The sequence below is a fragment of the Lentzea sp. genome (assembly GCF_036380075.1).
GTDB lineage: Bacteria > Actinomycetota > Actinomycetes > Mycobacteriales > Pseudonocardiaceae > Lentzea.
This window is the reverse complement of record NZ_DASVFL010000017.1, coordinates 1-20,546: the sequence shown is the minus strand read 5'-3', so window position 1 is coordinate 20,546 and position 20,546 is coordinate 1. Positions and strand designations below refer to the sequence as shown.

Annotated in this window: 17 protein-coding genes; 7 read left to right on the top strand and 10 right to left on the bottom strand. The window is 69.9% G+C overall.

What is annotated here, in order from left to right; all coding sequences use genetic code 11:
• The coding region (locus VF330_RS01545; RefSeq protein ID WP_330849641.1) for a CrcB family protein at positions 1 to 272 on the top strand (272 nt) is incomplete at its 5' end.
• On the opposite strand, the gene VF330_RS01540 is transcribed toward VF330_RS01545, so the two are convergent.
• The 3 genes from VF330_RS01540 to VF330_RS01530 form a co-directional block, all read right to left on the bottom strand.
• The gene (locus VF330_RS01540; protein ID WP_330849640.1) at positions 217 to 2,604 is read right to left on the bottom strand and encodes an NACHT domain-containing protein; all 2,388 of its coding nucleotides are present in this window, start codon (positions 2,602 to 2,604) and stop codon (positions 217 to 219) included. The two genes, VF330_RS01545 and VF330_RS01540, sit on opposite strands and share 56 nt — an antisense overlap.
• Positions 2,605 to 2,619: 15 nt before the next feature.
• Entirely contained in the window at positions 2,620 to 4,851 is a 2,232-nt protein-coding gene (locus VF330_RS01535; RefSeq protein WP_330849639.1) for a HelD family protein, read from the bottom strand.
• Between the two features lie 125 nt (positions 4,852 to 4,976).
• On the bottom strand, positions 4,977 to 5,396 hold the full coding sequence (locus VF330_RS01530; protein WP_330849638.1) for a MarR family winged helix-turn-helix transcriptional regulator: 420 nt from the start codon (positions 5,394 to 5,396) through the stop codon (positions 4,977 to 4,979).
• A 136-nt stretch (positions 5,397 to 5,532) separates the two neighbouring features.
• Here VF330_RS01530 and VF330_RS01525 point away from each other — a divergent pair, with 136 nt between their 5' ends.
• From VF330_RS01525 to VF330_RS01515, 3 genes are all read left to right on the top strand, one after another.
• Positions 5,533 to 6,135 carry a hypothetical protein gene (locus VF330_RS01525; protein WP_330849637.1) on the top strand — a complete coding sequence of 201 codons (603 nt, stop codon included), beginning with the start codon at positions 5,533 to 5,535 and terminating at the stop codon, positions 6,133 to 6,135.
• Between the two features lies 1 nt (position 6,136).
• Complete coding sequence (locus VF330_RS01520; RefSeq protein WP_330849636.1) at positions 6,137 to 6,355, top strand: DUF6343 family protein; 219 nt, start codon at positions 6,137 to 6,139, stop codon at positions 6,353 to 6,355.
• 94 nt (positions 6,356 to 6,449) lie between these two features.
• Positions 6,450 to 7,064, top strand: a complete 615-nt coding sequence (locus VF330_RS01515; RefSeq protein WP_330849635.1) for a TetR/AcrR family transcriptional regulator — start codon at positions 6,450 to 6,452, stop codon at positions 7,062 to 7,064.
• Here VF330_RS01515 and VF330_RS01510 read toward each other — a convergent pair.
• The 3 genes from VF330_RS01510 to VF330_RS01500 form a co-directional block, all read right to left on the bottom strand.
• Entirely contained in the window at positions 7,052 to 8,392 is a 1,341-nt protein-coding gene (locus VF330_RS01510; protein WP_330849634.1) for an NAD(P)/FAD-dependent oxidoreductase, read from the bottom strand. The genes VF330_RS01515 and VF330_RS01510 overlap by 13 nt on opposite strands.
• A 663-nt stretch (positions 8,393 to 9,055) precedes the next feature.
• Positions 9,056 to 9,412: a VOC family protein gene (locus VF330_RS01505; RefSeq protein WP_330849633.1), complete on the bottom strand. Its 357-nt coding sequence runs from the start codon at positions 9,410 to 9,412 to the stop codon at positions 9,056 to 9,058.
• Positions 9,413 to 9,424: 12 nt separating this feature from the next.
• Positions 9,425 to 10,675 carry a hypothetical protein gene (locus VF330_RS01500; protein ID WP_330849632.1) on the bottom strand — a complete coding sequence of 417 codons (1,251 nt, stop codon included), beginning with the start codon at positions 10,673 to 10,675 and terminating at the stop codon, positions 9,425 to 9,427.
• Positions 10,676 to 10,818: 143 nt separating this feature from the next.
• On the opposite strand from VF330_RS01500, the gene VF330_RS01495 reads away from it, so the two are divergent.
• Positions 10,819 to 12,159 carry a S8 family serine peptidase gene (locus tag VF330_RS01495; protein WP_330849631.1) on the top strand — a complete coding sequence of 447 codons (1,341 nt, stop codon included), beginning with the start codon at positions 10,819 to 10,821 and terminating at the stop codon, positions 12,157 to 12,159.
• A gap of 200 nt (positions 12,160 to 12,359) precedes the next feature.
• Positions 12,360 to 12,863, top strand: coding sequence for a DUF3145 domain-containing protein (locus tag VF330_RS01490; RefSeq protein ID WP_330849630.1), 504 nt, complete (start codon positions 12,360 to 12,362; stop codon positions 12,861 to 12,863).
• 30 nt (positions 12,864 to 12,893) lie between these two features.
• Here the strand turns inward: VF330_RS01490 and VF330_RS01485 are convergent, their stop codons facing one another.
• The 4 genes from VF330_RS01485 to lanKC form a co-directional block, all read right to left on the bottom strand.
• Positions 12,894 to 14,612: an ABC transporter ATP-binding protein gene (locus VF330_RS01485; protein ID WP_330849629.1), complete on the bottom strand. Its 1,719-nt coding sequence runs from the start codon at positions 14,610 to 14,612 to the stop codon at positions 12,894 to 12,896.
• Positions 14,612 to 16,228, bottom strand: a complete 1,617-nt coding sequence (locus tag VF330_RS01480) for an ABC transporter ATP-binding protein (RefSeq protein ID WP_330849628.1) — start codon at positions 16,226 to 16,228, stop codon at positions 14,612 to 14,614. Before VF330_RS01480 ends, VF330_RS01485 begins: the two co-directional genes overlap by 1 nt.
• A 142-nt stretch (positions 16,229 to 16,370) precedes the next feature.
• A complete protein-coding gene (locus tag VF330_RS01475; protein WP_330849627.1) occupies positions 16,371 to 16,517 on the bottom strand; it encodes a SapB/AmfS family lanthipeptide in 147 nt (48 codons plus the stop codon).
• Positions 16,518 to 16,554: 37 nt separating this feature from the next.
• Positions 16,555 to 19,116 (bottom strand): class III lanthionine synthetase LanKC, encoded by a 2,562-nt coding sequence (gene lanKC / locus VF330_RS01470; protein ID WP_330849626.1) that lies wholly within the window; start codon positions 19,114 to 19,116, stop codon positions 16,555 to 16,557.
• A 602-nt stretch (positions 19,117 to 19,718) separates the two neighbouring features.
• Here lanKC and VF330_RS01465 point away from each other — a divergent pair.
• The gene (locus VF330_RS01465) at positions 19,719 to 20,285 is read left to right on the top strand and encodes a hypothetical protein (RefSeq protein WP_330849625.1); all 567 of its coding nucleotides are present in this window, start codon (positions 19,719 to 19,721) and stop codon (positions 20,283 to 20,285) included.
• The last annotated feature ends 261 nt before the right edge of the window (positions 20,286 to 20,546 follow it).

Here is a 20,546-nt window from a genome sequence, read left to right as displayed (position 1 = left end):
TCGTGTCGGCGCGGGTGTCCTCGGACTTCCCGTTCGGGACGTTGGCGGTGAACGTCCTGGGGTGCTTCCTCATCGGGTTCATCGTGGGGACGTCGTGGATGCCGCTGCTGGGGATCGGTTTTTGTGGAGGGCTCACGACTTACTCGACGTTCAGCTACCAGACGGTCGAGCTGCTGGAGGGCGAGAAGTACCGCTCGGCGCTGCTGAACGTCGTGGTCAGCGTGGCGCTGGGCGTGGGGGCGGCGGCAGTCGGTCTTCTGCTAGCACGCTGATCTCGCCCCGAGCCCAGCGTTCGAGGAACTCCCGGACGGCAGCGGGGAACTCGGGACCCGGAACGACCAGGTCTCCACGCTCTTGGGCAGTCGTCTCGAAGTACGGGAGCGCCAGCATCGCGCGCAGGGCGTTGTCCGGCGTGACGGGTACGGGCGTTCCTGGCAGGTCCCACGGTGTCGGCAACGACGTCAGCTCGGACGCCAGCTGGTCGGTCAGTCTCGCGTCCAGGTCGGTGCGCGAGGCGAGCGAAGGTCTCTCGGCCACGCCGAACCAGCAGGTGGTGTACAGCGGCCAGGGGCAGTCCTTCCACAGTCCGACGAGCCGGGTGCGGTGCCGGTCGACCAGTTCGTCGAGACCCGGCAAGCTGTCGAGCAGCAGGGCGGCGCCGAACTCGTTGCGGTGCAGGAGTGTGTCGAGGCGCTCGGTGATGATCTGGTGGTGGCCGAGGCAGTCCAGGAGCGGGCTGTCCACGCCGGTGGGGCCGTGAAGGCGCATCTCGACCGGGAGCGAAGCGCTCGCATCGACCGCGGCGGTGACGATCGCGCGGGTGGTTCGATTCGAGGGTTGGACGTAGTGCAGTGCCCGTGCGGCGAAGGTGAGCCCGTCGTCCTCCAGCGCTTCCATCAGCAACTCGTCGACGCCGTCTTCGACGTTGCGGTCGTACAGCTGCAGGGCGATCTGGCCGACGACGTCCCACTGCTGGATGTTCGGCCGCAACACCGCCCACAACTCCGCAGCAGTCCGGTGCGTCCGCACCAGGTGCTCAGCGGCGAAGTACTCCAGGAACGTCCGGTGCGTGAATCCGTACACCTCGGCACCGACATCGGTGAGGATCCACGCCCGACCGGTGCAGTAGGCGAGGAACTCCTCCGCCATCGCCACCGACTCGTCGTGGTCGTCGAGCTTGGCGTCCAGGTAGCTCGCGAGGACGTTGACGATCCTGGTGCGGGGCAACGGCTTGCCGGACTCCGCGGCGTTGAACATGGTCCACGCCAGGTGCTGAACGGCGCCGCGCAATCGTCCGTGGAACTTCAACGGCAGCGCGATGCCACGCTTCGAGTCCCACTGCTCGAACATCATGAGCGCACACCGCTCGTACACCTGGGCGAGGTTGCGCGGCAGGTACCGGTCGCTGGAGTACATGGCGCACAACAACGTCAGCAGCAACGGGTTTCCGCGCAGCTCCGGGATCGAGGCGCTGTCCTCCAGGAACGACGCGATCAGCCGCTCGCGTTCGACGGGTGAGGTGGCCTCGTCCAGCTCGAACCACCGCGTCACGTACGTGGCGACCTGGCCGGAGTCGAACTCCTCGATGGAGCCGGACGTGAACAGGTCCGTGCTCAGCGGCGCGTCCTCGTAGCCGATCTTCCGCGCGGTCACCAGGAGCGGCACCAGCGGGTACAGGTGCGCGAACCCCTCCACCAGCGACACCACCCGCTGGCGCAGCTCGACCTGCACCAACTCGTCGAGCCCGTCGAGGATCACCACCCCGCGCCCGGTCCGCAGCAGGTACTCGACACCGTCCCGCGGCGGCTTGACGTTGTACGGCGCCTGGCAGAGCTTCTCCAGGTAGTGCAGGAGGTCCCGGCCGCCTTCGTCGAACGACTCGGCGAACTCCCGCAGCACCACCAGGAACGGCACCTGGCCGGACACGGCGACGTCGTGGGCGAACTTCGCGGCCAGGGTCGACTTGCCGGCACCCGGGTCGCCCTGCACCAGCACCCGTTCGCCGGGAGCGCCGAGCCGGAGCCGCGCCGAGGTCAGGGTGGGCTGGACGTACAGCTGGTCGTACCGCACCGACCGGCTCACGCCGACGTGCGGCATGCGGATCCGGCTGTGCAGAGCGATCACCTGGTCGCGCATGCGGGCGGCGAAGGCGTGCACGCGGGCGAGGGACTTGAGGCGCTTGAGCAGAGCGCCGTTCTGGCCGGCCGCGGTGTAGAGGTCGCTCCGGCTGATCCTGTCGCTCGTGTCGTCGTAGAGCATGGTGGCTTCGTCGCAGGCGGCGACCATCACGTCGTGGACCAAGTCGGTCACCCGTACCACCAGGTGGTCGGAGAGGCCGGAGAGGCGGAGGCCTTCGCGCAGCTGGTCCTTCGCGGACTTGCCCGCCAGGTTGCCGATGCGCTTCTGGGCGACGACCGCGGCGAAGTCGGGGGAGGACAGGTAGCCGTCCAGAGCCTCGACGTCGGCGCGGCCCAGGTCGGACAGGAGGCCCTCGGTGGCGGCGTTCGACACCCGCGGCAGCTCCACGGCGTCGGTCAGGCGGGACGACAGCTGGTCGCTCACCCCGACGACGACCCGGATGACCGCCGACTCGATGCTGGCCATCCGGGTCTCCGTTCGCTACGAAACGTCCTTCAGCCGGGATAGCACATCCGGCAGCGTGCCGGTGTGCACGACGCCAAGCCGTTGCGTGGCACGGGTCAAGGCGACGTACAGGTCCGACGCACCGCGCGGCGACTCGGCCAGGATCCCGGCCGGGTCGACCACGACCACGGAGTCGAACTCCAAGCCCTTGGCGTCGATCACCCCGAGCACCACGACCTGCGCCTCCTCCAGGTCGTTGCCCTGCGACGACCCCGGCACCGCGCCGACGACCGCAGCGCCCACCGACGGCAGCAGGGCCTCGGGCACGATCACCGCCACCTTGCCGTCGCCGACCGCCGCGACCTCGCGGGAGATCAGCGGCGGCACCTCCGAGGAGAGGGAGGAGACGGCGGAAACCCAGGGCGCCACACCGGTTTCGCGCACGGAGGTCGGCGGGACCAGGGAGGCGTCCAGCGACGCGAGGACGTCCGCGGCCACCTCCATGATCTCGGCCGGCGTGCGGTAGTTCACCGACAGCTCCGTGAGGCGCCAGCGGTTCTGCACGTACGGGGACAGGACGGAGCCCCACGAGGTGGCGCCGCCGATGTCGCCGGTCTGCGCGATGTCGCCGACCACCGTCATGGACTTGCTGGGGCAGCGGCGCATCAGCGTGCGCCACGCCATCGCCGACAGCTCCTGCGCCTCGTCCACGATGATGTGGCCGAAGGTCCAGGTGCGGTCGGCGGCGGCGCGTTCGGCCGCGGTCTCGTAGCGGTCGACGCCGTGGCGCTGGGCCAGGCTGTACGCGTCCATCAGGTCCGAGGCCATCAGGAGGTCCGGGTCCGCGTCGTCCTCCAGGTCGAGGATGTCGAGAACTCCCTGCGCGTACTCGATGGCCTGGCGGCGCTGGCGTTCGGCACGGGCCTTCGCCTCCGTGTCGTCCTCGCCCAGCAGGTCCGCGGCCTCGTCGAGCAGCGGGACGTCGGCAGGGGTCCAGTCGTCGGTGGAGCGCTGGAGCAGGTCGCGTTCCTCGCGGGTGAACTTCGCCATCGCGCGGTTGCGGCGCTTCGGGTTCGCGTAGAGCTCCGAGAGCAGCGTGAACGGCGTCAGGACCGGCCACAGCGACGCGATCGCGGCCTGGACCTCGTCGGACTCACGCAGCTCGCGGCGGATGTCGTCCATGTCGGTCTTGTCGAGCAGGTGGTTGCCCAACCGGGAGGCGACCATGCCGGCCAGCGTCGAGACGATCTCGCGCGCGAACGTGCGGCGGGCCTCGTTGTGCGGGCGGCGGGTGCGGCGGGCGCGGCCGCGGGCGTCGGAGATCGCGCGGCGGTCCAGGCGCAGCACGTCGTTGTCGAAGCGCACCTCGACGAACGCCGGCGCCTCCTGGCGGTCGCGCACGGCGGCGGCGATCACGTCCGCCATCTCCAGGCGGCCCTTGACGGCGGCGGTCCTCGCGGACTCGCGGCCGGTGGCGGTCAGCCCGGGGTACAGCTCGCCGACCGTGGACAGCAGCACGCCGGTCTCGCCCAGCGAGGGGAGGACCTGGCTGATGTAGCGCAGGAACGTCGTGTTCGGGCCGACGACCAGGACGCCGCGCTTCGCCAGCTGCCGGCGGTGGGTGTAGAGCAGGTACGCGGCGCGGTGCAGCGCCACCGCCGTCTTGCCCGTGCCCGGCCCGCCCTGCACGACGACGACGCCGTTGAGCTCGGACCGGATGATCGTGTCCTGCTCGGCCTGGATGGTGGCGACGATGTCGCTCATCTGGCCGGTGCGCGACTCGTTCAGCGCGGCCAGCAGCGTCGCCTCGCCGGTCAGGCCCTCGTTGCGCGACGGCTCGACCGAGTTGATGTCGAGCACCTCGTCGTCGAGGCCGATGACCTTGCGGGACCGGGTCCGCAGGTGCCTGCGCCGCCGCACGCCGTCCGGGGAGGCTGCGGTCGCGAGGTAGAACGGTCTGGCGGCGGGCGCCCGCCAGTCCATCAGCAGCGGCTCGTAATCCTGGTCCTCGTCGAAGAGACCGATTCGGCCGATGTAGAAGCGGTCGCCGTTGTGGAAATCGAGCCTGCCGAACGCGAGACCGTTCTCGACAGCGCTGTACTGGGCCAGCTGATCGGTGTACATCGCGACGGACGTGTCGCGCTCGGACCGCATCTGGTGCGTTCCGCCGGTTTGTCGCAACGATTGTGCGAGTCGTTTCGACGTCTGTTCGCGGAGGTCGTCGAGCCGGCCGTACAACATGGCCACGTATTCCTGCTCCGGCTCCATTTCGGCGAGCCGGAGGTCATCGGAGGCGCTTGACAACTTGCCTCATTTCTCGATACGATGCGACGTCGGTTTATATGCCGACTCGCCCACTCTTGCCCGCGCCCGGTCGCGTGAGCGCAGACTGTCTAATCTACACGCAGATCCGCGTGGTGCAGATAGGCCTTGCGCAGCAGTGTGGTCAACGTATCGCGCTCGCGCGGGGTCAGCGGAGCCAGCAGCTCCTCCTCGTGCGCACGGACCGCGTCCAGTCGTTCCCGCAGCGCCTGCCGGCCGTCGTCGGTGATCGAGACGGTGAACCGCCGCCGGTCGCGCTCGTCCCTGCGGCGCCGCGCGAGACCGGAGCCCTCCAGGTCGTCGAGCACCGCCACGAGGTCGCTCGGGTCCATGCGCACGCTGTCGCTGATCCGCTTCTGCGCCACGGCCTCGCGTTCGGACAGGTGCGCGAGGACGGCGAGGTGGGGTCCGCGCAGGCCGGTCCGGCGCGCCTCCCTCACCAGCTGGAGCATCAGGTAGCTGGGAAGACGCAGAAGCTGATCGATGCTCATGAACTCCAGCATAGGAAAGATCCGTGCCCCGATCGTGGGTAGCGCTGCGTGAACAACGCCCCTGGGCGGGGGCCGTCAGAGTGAGCGTTGGGGTGACGTTTGTCCACGAACCACCAGATCACGGCATGGTGGGGGTATGACGCGTGCGGAGATCGTCCGGCTCGCCCGCTGTGTGGTGCGCCGGCCCAGGTGGCAGCTCGTCGTCGCGGTCCTGCTGTCCGCGTGGACACTCGCCTGGGTGCTCGGCCAGCTGGCCGAGAATCCGCTCAGCCCGCTCGGTGTGCTGGCCTGGACCGGCATTCCACTCGATTCGGCTTCCCTATGGGCCCAGGAGCGCGTCGACGTCCTCGCCTGGCTCGCGACGCTCGGCGGCCTGTGCTGGGCCGCGACCACCGAACAGGGTCAGCTCCCGGCTCTCGCGGGGTGGTTCGCGGTGCTGGTCGCCGGAGAAGCCGCTGGTTACGAGCACGCGGTGCAGCGGGCGATGCTCAGCATGGTCGTGTTCCTGGCCGTTCTGGCCGCCGTGTCGCTCACCGGGCGCCGTGCGTTCGTCGTTGACCGCGTCGCGGTCATGCCGAGGGACGTCGTCCGGGCCGGGATCACCGCCGCGGTGCTGACCGCCGTGGTCCCCCTCATCGCGCCGGGCCTCGCCGTGACGCGGCTCGTGCGGCCCTACGTGACGAAGCCGCCGCGGCCGCTGCGCCGGGTTGAGACCCCGTTGCTGAGGGAAACCGGATGAGGTGAGCGACTACCTGCCACCCCCGGCGCCACCGCGCAGCGCGTTGACGTTGCGCCTGTGGCTCGCCGGGTTCGGCCTGGTCTTCAACTCGGTGGCCGGCTGGCTGGCGCTGCGAGCTGATCTCGTTTGGCTCGGCGTGCTGCTCTTGCTACTCGCCGTCGTGTGCCTCGTGGACTTCGGCTGGGTGGTGCGCCGCAAACGACGCGGAGATCCGGGCTGAAACCTGTCGGCATCCTGTGCTGTGCTTGTGCGCTTTTATGGATAAAGATGTCGGCGTGCATGAAAATCCGGCAAAGGGCAGGTTGGCCAGGGTGATGCGCCGGCAGCCCGTGCAACAACGGGGCGCGGCGACCGTCACCGCGATCGTGGACGCTTGCGCGAGCCTGTTGAACGAATACGACTACGACGACATCACCACGGCCCGCATCGTCGAAGTGGCCGGAGTGCCCATTGGTTCTTTCTATCAGTACTTCCCGGACAAACGATCTGTCGTGCACGCCCTGGCACTTCGCGGTATGGAGACGTGCCTGCGCGAGATCGAGCAGATGTTCGCCACCGGCCAGATCGCGGACACGTGGCGCGAGGCCATGAAACAGGTCGTCGGCGTGTACCTGCGGATGATGGCCGAGATCCCCGGTTTCGGGCGGGTGCGGTTCAGCGACATGCTCGACAGCCACCGCCTCGACGCGAGCGTCGACCAGTACGAGCTGATGGCCGAACGCCTCGCCGAGCTGTTCGTCGCCCGGTTCGGCGCGCACGGCGACGCCCCGGTGATGCTGACGTTCCGCATCGCCGTGCAGACCGCGGACGCGCTGTTCAAGCTCGCCGAACGAGTCGACGAGGACGACCGCGCGTACGTGGTCGGCACGGCGAACGAGCTGCTCACCGGCGTGCTGGGGTCCGTGCTGGAGGACCCTCAGAGCCCGTAGGCCTCCAGCATCCGCAGCCAGACCTCGCTGATCGTCGGGTACGCGGGCACCGCGTGCCACAGCCGGTCCACGGGGACCTCGCCGACGATCGCGATGGTCGCCGCGTGCAGCAGCTCGGCGACGTCCTGGCCGACGAACGTGACGCCGACCAGCGTCCGCGTCCGTTCGTCGACGACCATCCGCGTCTTGCCCTTGTACCCGTCGGCGTGCAGCGACGACCCGGCGACCGCGATGTCGAGGTCGACCACCTTGACGTCCCGCCCCGCCTTGCGCGCCTCCTCGGCGGTGTGGCCGACGAACGCGACCTCGGGGTCGGTGAACACGACCTGCGGCACCGCGACGTGATCGGCGTTCGCCTGCCCCGTGGACCACGGCTCCGGCTCGGACCCGCGAGCCCGCTCGAGGATCGCCGACCCGGCCGCACGGGCCTGGTACTTGCCCTGGTGCGTCAGCAACGCACGCCCCGTGACGTCACCCGCCGCGTACAGCCACTGTCCGTCCACACCGGACACGAGCCCGGTGTCGTCGATGGCCATCGGCTTGCCGTCCTTCGTCGCCGGCACCCGCCCGGTCGCGACGAGGATCTTCTCGCCCCGGACCACCCGCCCGTCCTGCAACGTCAGCTCGCCCGGCTTGACCGACGCGGCCCGCGCGTTGAGCAGCACCTCGACGCCGTCCTCCTGGAGGCCCTCGACGACCAGCGGCCCGACGAACTCCTCCAGCCGCGGCAACGGCCGGTCACCGGACACGACCAGCTGCACCTTCGACCCGAGCCGGGCCCACGCCTGCGCCATCTCGACGCCGACCACACCACCGCCGAGCACGACGAGCGACTCCGGCACCTCCCGAGCCGACGTGGCGTCGCGGGACGTCCACACAGGAGTGTCGTCGATGCCTTCGAGCGGCGGCATCTTCGGCACGCTGCCGGTGCACACGACAACGGCCAGCCGCGCCCGGTGCACCTCCCCGCCCACGGTGACCTCGCGCTCGCCGGTGACCTCACCCTCGCCGCGGATGACGTGGATGTTCTCCGACTCGGCCCACTTCACCTGCCCGGAGTCGTCCCAGTCGGAGGTGAAGCTCGTACGCCGAGCCAGCACCTCCTTCGGGTCCAACGACCCGGCGTTCACCCCTTGCACCCGCCGCGCGGCGGCCAGCGCGTGCCCAGGCCGCAGCAACGCCTTGGAAGGCATGCAAGCCCAGTACGAGCACTCGCCGCCGACCAACTCCTTCTCGATCATGGCGGTGGACAGGCCACCCGCGGCCGTCCGCCAGGCCACGTTCTCACCTACGGGGCCACCACCGATGACGATGACGTCGAAGTCCATGGCGCTCACAGTAGGCCCGCGCGGAGGGTGCGTGCGCGAGGAAGGGGCCCGCGCCGGGGTGGGGAGCCGAGTGTGGGGACGGTGGGGTGGGGGACGAGGTGGGCGCCAGGAGAGAGGAGCGCGGGGGCAAGCTGACGCAGGCGTCCCCTCGCGTTCAGGATCCCCCGCGACCCAACGTACTCAGGGGGTCTGACACTTCCGCTGCGGACGCAGCCCCCGCGCGCGTGCTCACGCACTGCCCCCGCGCGCCTGCTCATGCGCAGGCACACCTGGTCAAGCGATGCCGAAGGCGAGCCGTCAAGACCCCCGCACTTCCAAGCCGACGCCGAAGGCGAGCCGACCCAACCCAAGCACTTCCAAGCGACGCCGAAGGCGAGCCGTCACCCCTGACGCCGATTAGAGCCGGTGGGCCCACCCGTTCTTGTGCGATTGGGGCTTGACTTTGGGTGCGAGGTGCTACCCATCTCGGGCTCGGCCGGTCGCGAAGCGTCCGGCCTTTTCCGGCCGACCACAGCACCTCGCAAGGGCCCCGAAGTCAAGCCCCAATCGCTATCGACGCGTCAGCGGCGATGAACCCCGCTCTTTCGTCCGAGGTACACGACCACGCTGGAACAGGAACCGACGCACGGCCAACGCAACCACGCTGGAACCCCCCAGCCAATCTCACAACCACATCAAGCAGAACGGATGCCCCACCGGATCCGCGTACACCCGGAAATCATCCCCGGTGTCCTTCTGCACCACCCGAGCCCCCAGCTCCAGCACCTGGGCCTCAGCCACCTCCACGTCCTCGACGAGGACATCGAGGTGGAACTGCTGAGACCCGTGAGGATCCGGGAACACCGGCGGCCGGTAGTCATCAGACCGCTGGAAAGCGATCCGAGTCCCGGAGGCGACGATCACCACCCACGTGTCGTCACCCCCGGCGAGCCTCTCCGCCCCCAGCACCTTCTCGTAGAACGAGGCCAGCTCGGCAGGATCAGGGCAATCGAGCACGACAGAGCGAAGTTGTCCGACCATGCGGACAACCCTCTACCGGGTGGCGGGCAGCCGCAACGCGGACTTGGCGATCGGGTCGAGCGCCGTGTCGCCGGAGCCGCCGGACCACACCACGAACGCCAGCTGCACGTGGCTGCCCTTCGCCGCGCTGGCGAACGCCGCGTTCTCCAGCGGTTTGCCGTCCGGGCCGTGCACGCCGCCGGAACCGGGTAGCGACACCACGGACATCAGGGCACGAGCCGAGGGCGAGTCCAGCACGTCCAGGTCGGCCACCAGGACCGTCGCCTGCTTGCCGGACACCGTCGTCTCGTAGGTGGCGCGCAGGAGCTCGCCGCACTCGTTCGCGATCAGCCACGCCTTGACGTCGCCGAACGCCTGGGCCTGGCAGTTCTTGTCCTTCTTCGCGTCCTTCGGCACGAACGCCGTGCCGTCCACGACCACCGTCGTCGGCTGCGGCACCGTCGGTTCGGTGGTGGCGCCGGTCGCGTTGTCGTCGCTGCCGGAGAGCAGGACCAGGAGCCAGATGATGAGGATCAGCGCGACGACGCCCACCGCCGCGAGGAACGTCCACGGCGTCTTGCGGGGCGCGCCCTCCGGCAAGCGCTTGCGGGTCAGCGGCCGGCGGAGCTGGACCTTCGGGATCAGCATCGTGCTGGCGGAGGCCAGGTCGGGGGACACCGCGTCGCTGAAGCCCTCGGCGAGGAACGAGCGCGCGTCCGGTGGCGTGCCGGTGGTCTGCAGGATCGCGAGGAGCTTCGCCGCGTGGTCCGCGGTGCACGGCACGGTCGCCGTGGCCAGTTCGCGGGCCGCGGTGAGCAACGTGGTCAGCTTGGGATGCAGCACGCGCACGCCGCGGTTGAGGTCGACGGTGGGCTGCACGACCTGGCTGACGAACGGGCCGACCGCCACGACGGTGCTGACCGGGAGCGGCTCCGCGCGCATCTTCTGGATGCGCTGCGCCACCGCGGTCGCCGCCGCCACGGCCTCGGCCGCCGGGTTCGGGGAGCCGTCCTGCGACACCAGCGGCCAGCCGTCCATCTTCCACTGGTCGTTCAGCGGGGCCTCGAGCTTCACCGCCGGGTCCGGCAGGTCGACGCCGACGATCACCAGCACGCCCTTGGGCAGCACGACGATCGCGTCGAGGGGCACGGGGCAGTCGGGCGGCTGGACGCCGATCAACGCGATGCCACCGAGGGCTTGGGTACCCGCGCCGCACGCCGTGAGGGCGGCACGGACGTCCGCCCCGATGGCCGAAGGCTCAGCGCCCAGACGGATCAGCCGCACGAGTCCCTACCTTTCCGCACGGGGGGACACCGTAGCGGTCCGGGGTCGGGCAACCGCAGCCAGTCGAGACATTGCGTGATCGCCGTCACCGGATTGTGGACAACTCGTTGGATGAATTGCCTGCCTATGTTCACGGAGGGTCCATGTACACACGCGCTGCATCGCTCGCCGTACTGCTGGTGGCCGTCGCATCCCCTGTCGCGACGGCCGCCCCGACCTCCACCGTCTACGTCCACGGAACCGACATCACCGCAGCTGAACGGGCTGTGGAGGCCGCCGGTCTGCAGAAGGTCACGAGCTTCCGCAAGATCGGCGTCGTCGCCGCGAGGGGTGACTCGGCGCGGATCTCGTCCGCCAGGAGCAAGACGGGCGTCACGCGGGTCGAGGCCCAGCGACCGATCAGGTTCCTGGGCTCGACCTCGCACACCGCCACCCGCGGCCTCGACGCGCGCGACAGCCTCGGGCTCACCGGCGAGGGCGTGTCGGTGGCGGTGATCGACTCGGGTGTCGACCCGACGCACCCGTCGTTCGGCGGCCGGATCGTCCGCAACCTCAAGAGCCTCTGCCTGGACGGCTCGACGCAGACGAACTGCATCGTGCCGGTGCCGAACTTCCTCGACACCGACACCACCTCGCTGGGCGGTCACGGCACGCACGTCACCGGCATCGCGATCGGCGGCGACGTGCAGACCACCGGCGGACCCGTGATCCGCGGCGCGGCGCCCGGCGCGAAGGGCGTCGTGATCTCCACCGGCGCGGCGGTCCTCATCCTCGGCGCGGACGCCGCGCTGAACTGGGTGCTGGAGAACCACGACGCCCCCTGCGGCGCCGGCGTGCCCGCAGCCACCTGCCCGCCGATCAAGGTCGTCAACAACTCCTATGGTCCGTCTGGCGGCGGTGCGTTCGACCCTGAGTCGGTCACTGTCAAGTTGCAGCGACAGCTCGTGGCCGAGGGAGTCGTCGTCGTGTGGGCGAACGGCAACGACGGCGGCGACGGGTCGGCGAACCTGTCCAACCCGCCCGGAATCGACCCCACTCCCGGTGTGATCTCCGTTGCGGCTTACAACGACCTGGGAACGGGTACGCGCGACGGCGCTGTGTCCGACTTCTCATCCCGCGGCCTCGCGACGGACCCCTCCACGTGGCCGGACATCTCCGCACCGGGCGAGAACATCACCTCGTCGTGCCGGCTGTACCTGCCCATCTGCGCCACCGGCCTGGACCCGCAGAACGGTCCCGGCGCGCTCGACCTCGGCACGTTCAACACGATCAGCGGCACGTCGATGGCGGCCCCGCACATCGCCGGGATCGTCGCACAGCTGTTCCAGGCCAAGCCTTCCGCGACTCCGGCCGACATCGAGCGGGCGCTGAAGTCGACGGCCCACAGGTACGGCTCCGGCTACCAGCCGGACGGGACCTACACCTCCTCGTACGACAGGGGAACAGGCCTCGTCGACGTCGTCGCCGCGGTAAACGCGCTCTAGATCACGATCACGCATCGCTCGGCCGGGGAGATCGGGACTTAAGACCTGTATCTGCCCCGGTCGGGTGATGATCGAGCTGGTTCTTATGGCGGACATGCCTCAAGTCGAGGCAGAATGCAGCGAGCGGGATTTCACGGTGATCACCTCACTCGGCAAAGGCGTAGGGGAAGACGTCCCTCGTCGAGCAGCGGAGGTCAGCAGTGAGCACCCGTGGCAGCACCAGTGGCGTGGTCTACGTCCACTCGTCGCCGTCTGCGGTCTGTCCGCACGTCGAGTGGGCTATCTCGGGCACCCTGGGTGTCAGAGTGGACCTCAGGTGGGCAGCGCAACCCGCGGCACCAGGACAGTTGCGCGCTGAATGCGCGTGGACCGGAGACGCCGGTACCGGCGCGAAACTCGTGGCTGCGCTGCGCGCGTGGCCAATGCTCCGCTTCGAGGTGACCGAGGAACCGTCACCTGGTCAGGACGGCGAGCGCTTCTGCTTCGCCCCCGTGCTGGGGCTGTGGCACGCGCGCACGTCGGCCAACGGCGACATCGTGGTCAACGAGGACCAGTTGCGCACTCTCGCGGTGAGAGCCCGCGGTGGTGAGTCGTTCGCCCACGGTGTGGACGAGCTGCTCGGCGCCGCGTGGGACGACGCGCTGGAACCGTTCCGCCGTGCGGGCGACGGCGCGCCCGTCACCTGGCTGCACCGTGTGGGCTGACCGGCCCGTTCAGTCCTGTGTGGACCCCGCTCAGCCCCTGGGCAGCGGGGTTTCCTCGCGGTGCGTGGGATCCCAGGCCAGCATGAGCCGTCCGTAGAGCGCGGACGTCCTGAGCAGGTGCTCGTGGGTGCCGAGCAGCGGCTTGCCGCCGTCCATGACCAGCACCCGGCCGGCCCTCAGCGCCGAGCTCAGCCGGTGTGCGATCACCACGAGAACTCCCTGCCGTTGCGCGAAAGCCCGTTCCACCCGCGCTTCCGCCGCGGGGTCCAGGTGCGAGGTCGCCTCGTCGAGGATGACCACTCTCGCGGACGTCACGTAGACGCGCGCGAGAGCCAGGAGCTGTGCCTCACCTGCGGAAAGGCCCGCGCCGGCGTGCCCGAGGGCGGCGTCCAGACCACCCAGCCCGTCCAGAAGTGGTTTGGCACCAACCTTTTCGGCCGCCTCGACGAGGTCGCGGTCGGTCGCCCACGGCGCGAGGAGCGTGAGGTTCTCCCGCACCGTGCCGGTGAACAGGTAGGTCTCCTGCGGGATCAGGGCGATCGCGTGGTGGCGGATCGCGGGTGCAACCCGGTGGACGGGAACGCCGCCGTACCGGACGCTGCCGGAGCCCGGTGGCATCAGGCCGGTGAGCAGACCGGCCATTGTGGACTTGCCGATGCCGGACGGGCCGACCACGGCCAGGTGGTCGCCTGGGGCGAGGGTGAGTGACAGGCCGCGCAGCACCGGTTCCGCGTCCTCGCTCCAGCCGAACGTGACGTCCTCCAGCACGAACTCGTCGTCCGACGGGGTTTCGCCGTCGGCCTGCACGACGGTCCGCGGTGCGGCTTCCTGAAGTCGTTTGAGCGCAACCATCAGCCGCATCACGACGGTGCTGGTCGTGCGCGCCAGACCGTGCAGGGCCGGGTTCACGCTGGTCGTCAGGTACACGACGGCGGCCAGCGCCGCACCGGTCGTGAGCCGGCCCGACGCCACGAGCGGGGGCGCGAACGCCACGAGCAGCACGATCGGCGCGAACCCGCCGACCGCGATCACCGTGGCGCGCAGCGAGTTCGCCCACGCCACGACCACCGCGGCCCTGGCCTGCCGGTCGACCTCCCGGGAGATGTCGGCGTACGCCTCGGCGGCGGCGTCGCAGGCGGTCACGTCGCGCAACCCGCTGAGCACCGAACCCGACGCTTCCGCCGTCCGTTCGTCGGCCATCACGACGTCGCGCTGCCGTTTCGCGAGCGACGGCAGCATGAGCCCGAAGAGCACCAGGGCGACGACGATCGGCAGAGCCACCAGCCAGATCAGCGCGGTCGCCGTGGTGGCGAGCCCGACGAGCGCGGCGAGCGTCGTGACCAGCAGCGCACGGGCCTGGATCAGGACGCCGGCGGTGGCGTCGCGGACCACCTCGACGTGCCGGGTGATCATCGCGACGGCGCTGGCGTCGGGCGTGCGGCGGTGCGCCGGGTCGCTCAGGACGCCGTGCACGATCCGCGTGACCAGGGCGTCCCGCATGGGTTCGACGACGTCGCCGAGCCGCGCGAACACCTGCCGCTGGCCCAGCGCCCCGACCACGGCCAGGGTGGCGAACGCGAGCAGCCACAGCACACCGGCCAGCGGCTGTCCCGCGGCGAAGCCCCGGTCGACGGCCGATCCGACGAGCTTGCCGCCGAAGAACGCGGGCACGCCCTCCAGCGCGGACCAGGCGAGCAGGACCAGGACCGCCCGGCGGTGCCCGGCGAGGGTGGAGAGGTAGAAGCGCATCACTCGCCCCCGGTGAACACGGCGCGGTAGTCCGCGTCGTCCCACAACGCCAGGTGGGTGCCGGTGCCGCGGACCCGGCCGTTGTCCAGCCACACCACGACGTCCGCCCGTGCGGCGGTCGCCGGCCGATGGGTGACGACCACCCTCGTCCGGCCGGGGAGCGCGGTGGTCAGAGCCCTGTCCACTTTCGCCTCGGTGACGGTGTCCAGACTGGCGGTGGCGTCGTCGAGCACGAGCACCTCGGGATCGCGGACGATCGCGCGGGCGAGCCCGATCCGTTGCGCCTCACCGCCGGACAGCGGCGCGTCGGCGAGCGGGGTCTCGTAGCCCCGCGGCAACCGGATCAGCGCGTCGTGGACCTGCGCGGCGACGGCGGCGTCCCGCACCTGGACCTCGTCGGCGTCCGTCCCGTAGCCGATCGCCCGGCCGATCGTGGCGCCCAGCAGCACCGGGCGCTCGAAGGCGTACCCGACGTCGCCGTCGCGCAGCACCCGGCCGGAGTCCACAGAGGACAGTCCGCCGAGCACCGAGGCGAGCGTCGACTTGCCGGAGCCGGAGCTGCCGACGATCGCGGCGAACGTGCCGGCGGGGATGGAGAGGGACACGTCGCGCAGGGCCGTCCCGACGCTGACGTCGCGGAGCTCCAGGACACCGGCGCCGGGGAGCGCGGCGGGACGGCCGGGGACGGGCGCGTCGAGGACCTCGGCGATCCGGGTCGCGGACGCGCGCATCCGTTCCAGCGCCGTGAGCTGGGGGATCTGGCCGACGACACCCATGCCCAGCGCGGCGTACCCGAGCGCCGCCAGCACCTCACCGGGGGTCAGCCTGCCCGCCATCACGCCGAAACCGGCGGTGACCAGCACCGCGACCTCCACGGCGGGGAGCAGCAGACCGGCGCGCCACATCATCGTCGCCTGGGTGCGCCACATGCCCGCACCGGCCGCGGCGAGCCGGGGGAGGGGACGCAGCACGCGTCGGGTCTCCTGGGGCGCGATGCCGGCGGCGGCGATCGTGCGCCTGCCGGAGACGGCGTCGACGAGCCGTGCGGACACGTCACCGGACACTTCTTGATAGGCCAGGACGTCGTCGGCGGTGAGCTGCATGTGCGTGCGGACCAGGAACATCGCGAGCGGCACGCTCACCGCGAACACGGCCGCGAGCCGCCAGTCCAGCAGCCCCAGCGCGACGACCGCGCCGGCCGACGAGACGGCCGTGACGAGCAGCGTGACCACCGTGACGGCGACACCGCCCGCGTTGCCGCAGTCGCCGGTCACGCGGCTCACGGCGTCGCCTGCGGCGAACGGGGAGGGGTGCCCGAGGGAGAGGAGCTTCCGGGAGGTCCTGCGACGCAGCCAGGCCGTGGCGCGGCTGGTGATGCTCGCGGCGAGCACGATGCCGATGGCGTCGCCGATGATCTCGGTCACGGCCAGCAGGAGCAGGAAGAGCACGGTGACCAGCACGAACGTACCGCTCAACGCCATGTCCACGGCGTTGGCGAGCGCCGTGGGGAGCAACAGGCCGCCGGTCGTGGCGACGGCGGCGTTGACCAGCAGCAGCCACGGCCGGTGGTCGCGGCGGACGACGGAGAACAGCAGGGCGTCACCGGGTTTGGCCATCGGCTGTTCCTCCGCGGGTCTTCAGGGCGCATCATGAGCAGTGCCCGACAGCTGGCCGGCTGCCGGGCACTGCGAGTTGGCGGGTGAGCGGCATACTTCGCCTATGCCGCTCACCGGCCGGTGTTCACCTCGGTGGCGTGACTCAGCAGGCCAGCAGGCTCACGGTGCTCTGCGAGCACGGCAGCAGCAGCGAGGCGTTGGAGACGGCGCCGCCGCCGTGGCCGCCCTCGAGCACCGCGTTGGTGGCCTCGGGGATCTCCAGCTCCTGCATGTCGAGGATGAAGCCCATGACAGTTCTCCTTCAGATCAAGGGATCGGATTTCGTGCTACCGGCCAGTGGTGGCCGGCGTTCGTGAGCCCAGGAAGGGCAGTGGCGGTATCGGGTCCACTGTGGACGCCAGTGCGAGCAGGACGCCCGCGCCGCCGGTGTTGAGGTCCATGGACAGCCTGCGCAGCTGCATGCCGGGGAAGGCGAGCCCGCCGCCGTGCCGCACCGCGTGCCAGCCCAGCGCCCTGCGGTGCTGGTCGACGACGCGCTCGAGGCGTTCGTCGGGCCGGTGGCGGACGGCGTGGGCCAGCGTCGCCATCAACCCGGCCCTGCCGAGCGTGAACGCGGGCTGGATGACGAACTCGCCGGTGCAGCCGGTGAGCAGGCCGGGAAGCTTCTCCGCGCACGGGCGCTCCGGCGCGACCCGCGCGAACTCGGTGAGCACCAGCGCGATGCCCGCGCCGCCGACGCCGACGTACGGGAGCGTCCTGAGCGTGCCGTCGCGCACCTGGAGCGAGCCGTCGACCGCGACCACCGTCTCGGCCAGGTCGCGTTCCAGCGCCTGTTCGGAGCGGTCGAGCCAGCGCTGCTCGCCGGTCTGCTGGAACAGGCGCAGGAAGAACAGCGCCGGTCCCGACCAGCCGTGCAGCAGACCCGCCCGCGCCGAAGGGCCGGGAGGCGGTGCCTGGTCGAGCTGCCGCGCGAGCCGGTCGGCCAGCTCCTGCGCCTGCGCCGTGAAGCCGTCGTCGCGGCGGGAGTCCGCGAAGTGCAGCAGGTTGAGGCCGATGCCGGACAGGCCCGCGTTGAGCCCGTGGTCCTGCGTCGTGCGCACCAGCGGCGCGTAGCTCTCGACGAGCTCGGTCGCCAGGTCGTGGTGGCCGAAGTTCTCCAGCACGTGCGCGATGCCGTGCGCGCCGACGAAGAAGCCCGGTTGTTTCGGCGGGTCGTTCCTCGTCCTGCTGACCAGCCAGTCCTCGTGCTCGGGGAACCGGCCCTCGCCGCTCTCCGCCAGTGCGTGCAGCACACCCGCGGCGCCGTAGCCGAAGCACGTGCCGCCGACCTCGAACTGCTCGACGTCGCCGGGGAAGAGCCGGTCCCGGCGGTGCGGCGTCGCGCTGTTCAGGATCGCCGTGGCGATCTCGCCGCGCACGACCGTCCAATCAGGACTTTCGTCGTCGAACGAGGTGAACGCGGGGTCGGCCGGCGGGTCGACGCGCGGCGTGAGCACGTCGAGGATCTGCCGCCGGTAGTCGTCGCCCAGGCCGAAGCGCTCCGCGGCCACGTGGACGTGCTGGCGCAGCTTGGCCGGCGCGAGCTCCAGCACCGTGTTGAGCGGCAGGAAGATCCACAGCTTGAGCGCGGCCAGCGGGTAGGCGTCGATGTCGAAGCCGTCGCGGTCCTTCGGTGCCTGGAACCCCGGTGAGCCGAGCGTCGGCCGGTGCAGGTCCTCGATGGTGGACGAGAGCTCGAAGTCGATCAGCGAGACCTCGTCGTCCTCGTCGACCAGGACGTTCATCGTGTGCAGGTCGCCGAACACGACACCGCGCTCGTGCACCCGCGCCATCAGGTCCTCGACCTTGGCGATGAGCGCCTGGGCGCGGACGCGGTAGGCGTCGCGCTGCTCGGCGGTGGTCTCCTGGTTCGTCAGCGGGTAGTTGCGGCCGAGCCACTGCCCGAGCGAGCGCCCCGGCATGAACTCCATCGCGACGAACAGGTGCTCCCACTCGGTGAAGCGGTCGTACACCTCGGGCACGCCGGCCACACCGTGCAGCCTGGTGAGGATCTCGAACTCGCGCTCCAGCCGCGCCACGGCGTCGCGTCCCTCGCGGTCGAGCCCGGCGTGCGGCCGCGCCTCCTTGAGGACGACCTCCTTGCCGTCGCTCTTGCGGGTCGCGAGGTAGACGCCACCGCCGTTGGAGAAGTGCAGCGAGCTCTTGATCAGGTACGGGAACTTCGCGGGGTCGCCGGCGTTGCGCTCGGCGAGGTGCGGCGCCAGGAACTCCGGCAGCTCGATCCACTCGGGCGTGCTGAAGACGGGCTTGCGCTTGTCGGCGACGAGCGCGCCGTCGGGGCCCTCGATGGCGAGCACCCGCTGGCCGTCGACCTCCAGCCACTGCTCGGCGAACCCGCCGTAGCGCACGTACAGCGGACCCGTGCCGAAGCGCAGGTCGCTCAGGATGTACGCGCCGTGCTCGCCGTCGAGGAGCTGCCCGAGCTCGGTGCAGATGGTCTCGAGCTGCTCGTCGCTGGTCGGGTAGATGGTGATCAGCTTGCCGCTGCCCTCGCGGGGTGCGTACTTCGAGTTGCGGGCGAGCACGATCGACATCGTCCGCAGGTACTTGAAAGCGACACGTCGTTCGACGCAGTAGTCGAAAGCGGCCTTCAGTACACGGCCGGCGTTGTCGAGTCCAGCGGAAACGTGAATCTTCCACCCTTGGTTCGGCAGCTGCACCCCTTCGGGTTGCTGATGCCGCCACACGTTGCGCTCAACCATCACCCAGTCGTGTGGGAGCGCGGGGAGATCGGTGGAGAAGTCGTCGCCGGAGGTGGTTTCGGTGCTGTTTTGCAGATCGTAGAAGTGCCGGTCCGCGAAGCAGTACGCCTCGTATCTGAGATCCACCGAATTCCCCTCTCCGACTCGTTTGCGTTTTCTTTGACGCGGCATATTCCCGCACAATTTCGCGCTTATGGCCAATCCGCCATTGGGGTCATATGGGTGACCCGTTCGTGCTCAAAGGAGGGTGGGTTACCGGTGCGTATGTGACGTGGCGTGATGAAGTTTGGGCCCGTCTCACCCGGTCGCAAGGTTTGTCTGAGGGGGTTCTGGAGGCCTTCTTGTGCGCTCACGCTAAACGGAACTCGGCGGTTCTTGATAGCGCGACTCCGTGAGCTGCGGTATTCCACTTCGCGCCCGACGTATAGGTGGGTGAGGTACACCGTCGTGCACGCACTGTGTCGCCTGCTCTTTCCGGGTGAAGCCGAAATTGGCATCCAATGCGTGTTTGATGCGGCCGAACGGCGGTACGGGATACCCTGTGTGTACCCATTCGTAGTATGAGATTGCCGCTCGAAAACCTATGTCGCAAACATTGTCTTGCTGCATGCACCTTGTGATTCAAATCGCACGTGCACTTTAGAGTGAATATTGTGTTTTGATGTAACGCGTCTTGTCGGGCGAGTGGGCCTCTGCTGTCCGGCGGGCCGTGCGACTAGGCTGCGTGCGTGGGGAGCATGGCGAGCCGTTGGCTGGTGCCGGCCGTGGTGGTGATCACCGGCGCCGCGGTGGCGGCCGGGATGGTGGGGCGGACCGTGTACTCGCGCCCCGCCGAGGCCAAGGGCGCGCCCGTGGTGCCGTCCTCCGCCGGACCGCTGCCGGGAACCGCCGAGGTGCGGCTGAGCCCCGACTCGTTCACGCACCCGGACCGGACCTCCGTGCAGCGGGTGCTGCAGGGGTACTTCGACTCGATCAACTCGCGGGACTTCTCCGCCTGGCGGTCCTTCGTGTCCGCCCGCCGGGTCGCCTCCACGCCTCAGGCCGGGTGGGTGGCTGCTTACGAGAGCACCCGGGACGGCGGGGTGGTGGTGCAGCGCGTCGAGTCGGACGTGGTCGCGCGGCGGTTGCGGGTGCTGATCTCTTTTGTGTCCACTCAGGACGTTGCCAAGGCTCCGCCTGCCTTGCCGGAGGCTTGTATTCGGTGGCGGGTGGTTTACGTGCTGGTGTGGGAGGGGGGCGAGTTGAAGGTGGATGACGCGCCGGAGAGCCGGGTTCCCCAGATGGCTCGGTGTTGATCTTTTCTTCGTCGGGCTGGTTGCGTTGGCGTGTTGGGCGCCTGTTTCAGGCGCGGGGCTCCGCCCCGGACCCCGCCAACTGATCAAGGACCGGGCCGGCGCCGTTCGTAGGTAGATGGCACGCCTGTTTCGTTGGGCGGCTTGCTGTTGCGTGCGTTGGGCGCGATTGCGTGGGGTGGTCCCGTCACGAGCAGTGCTCGAGGCAGCCACACCCGTGGGGTCAGGTCAAGTCGCGAAAAGCGTGCGACTTGACCTGACCCC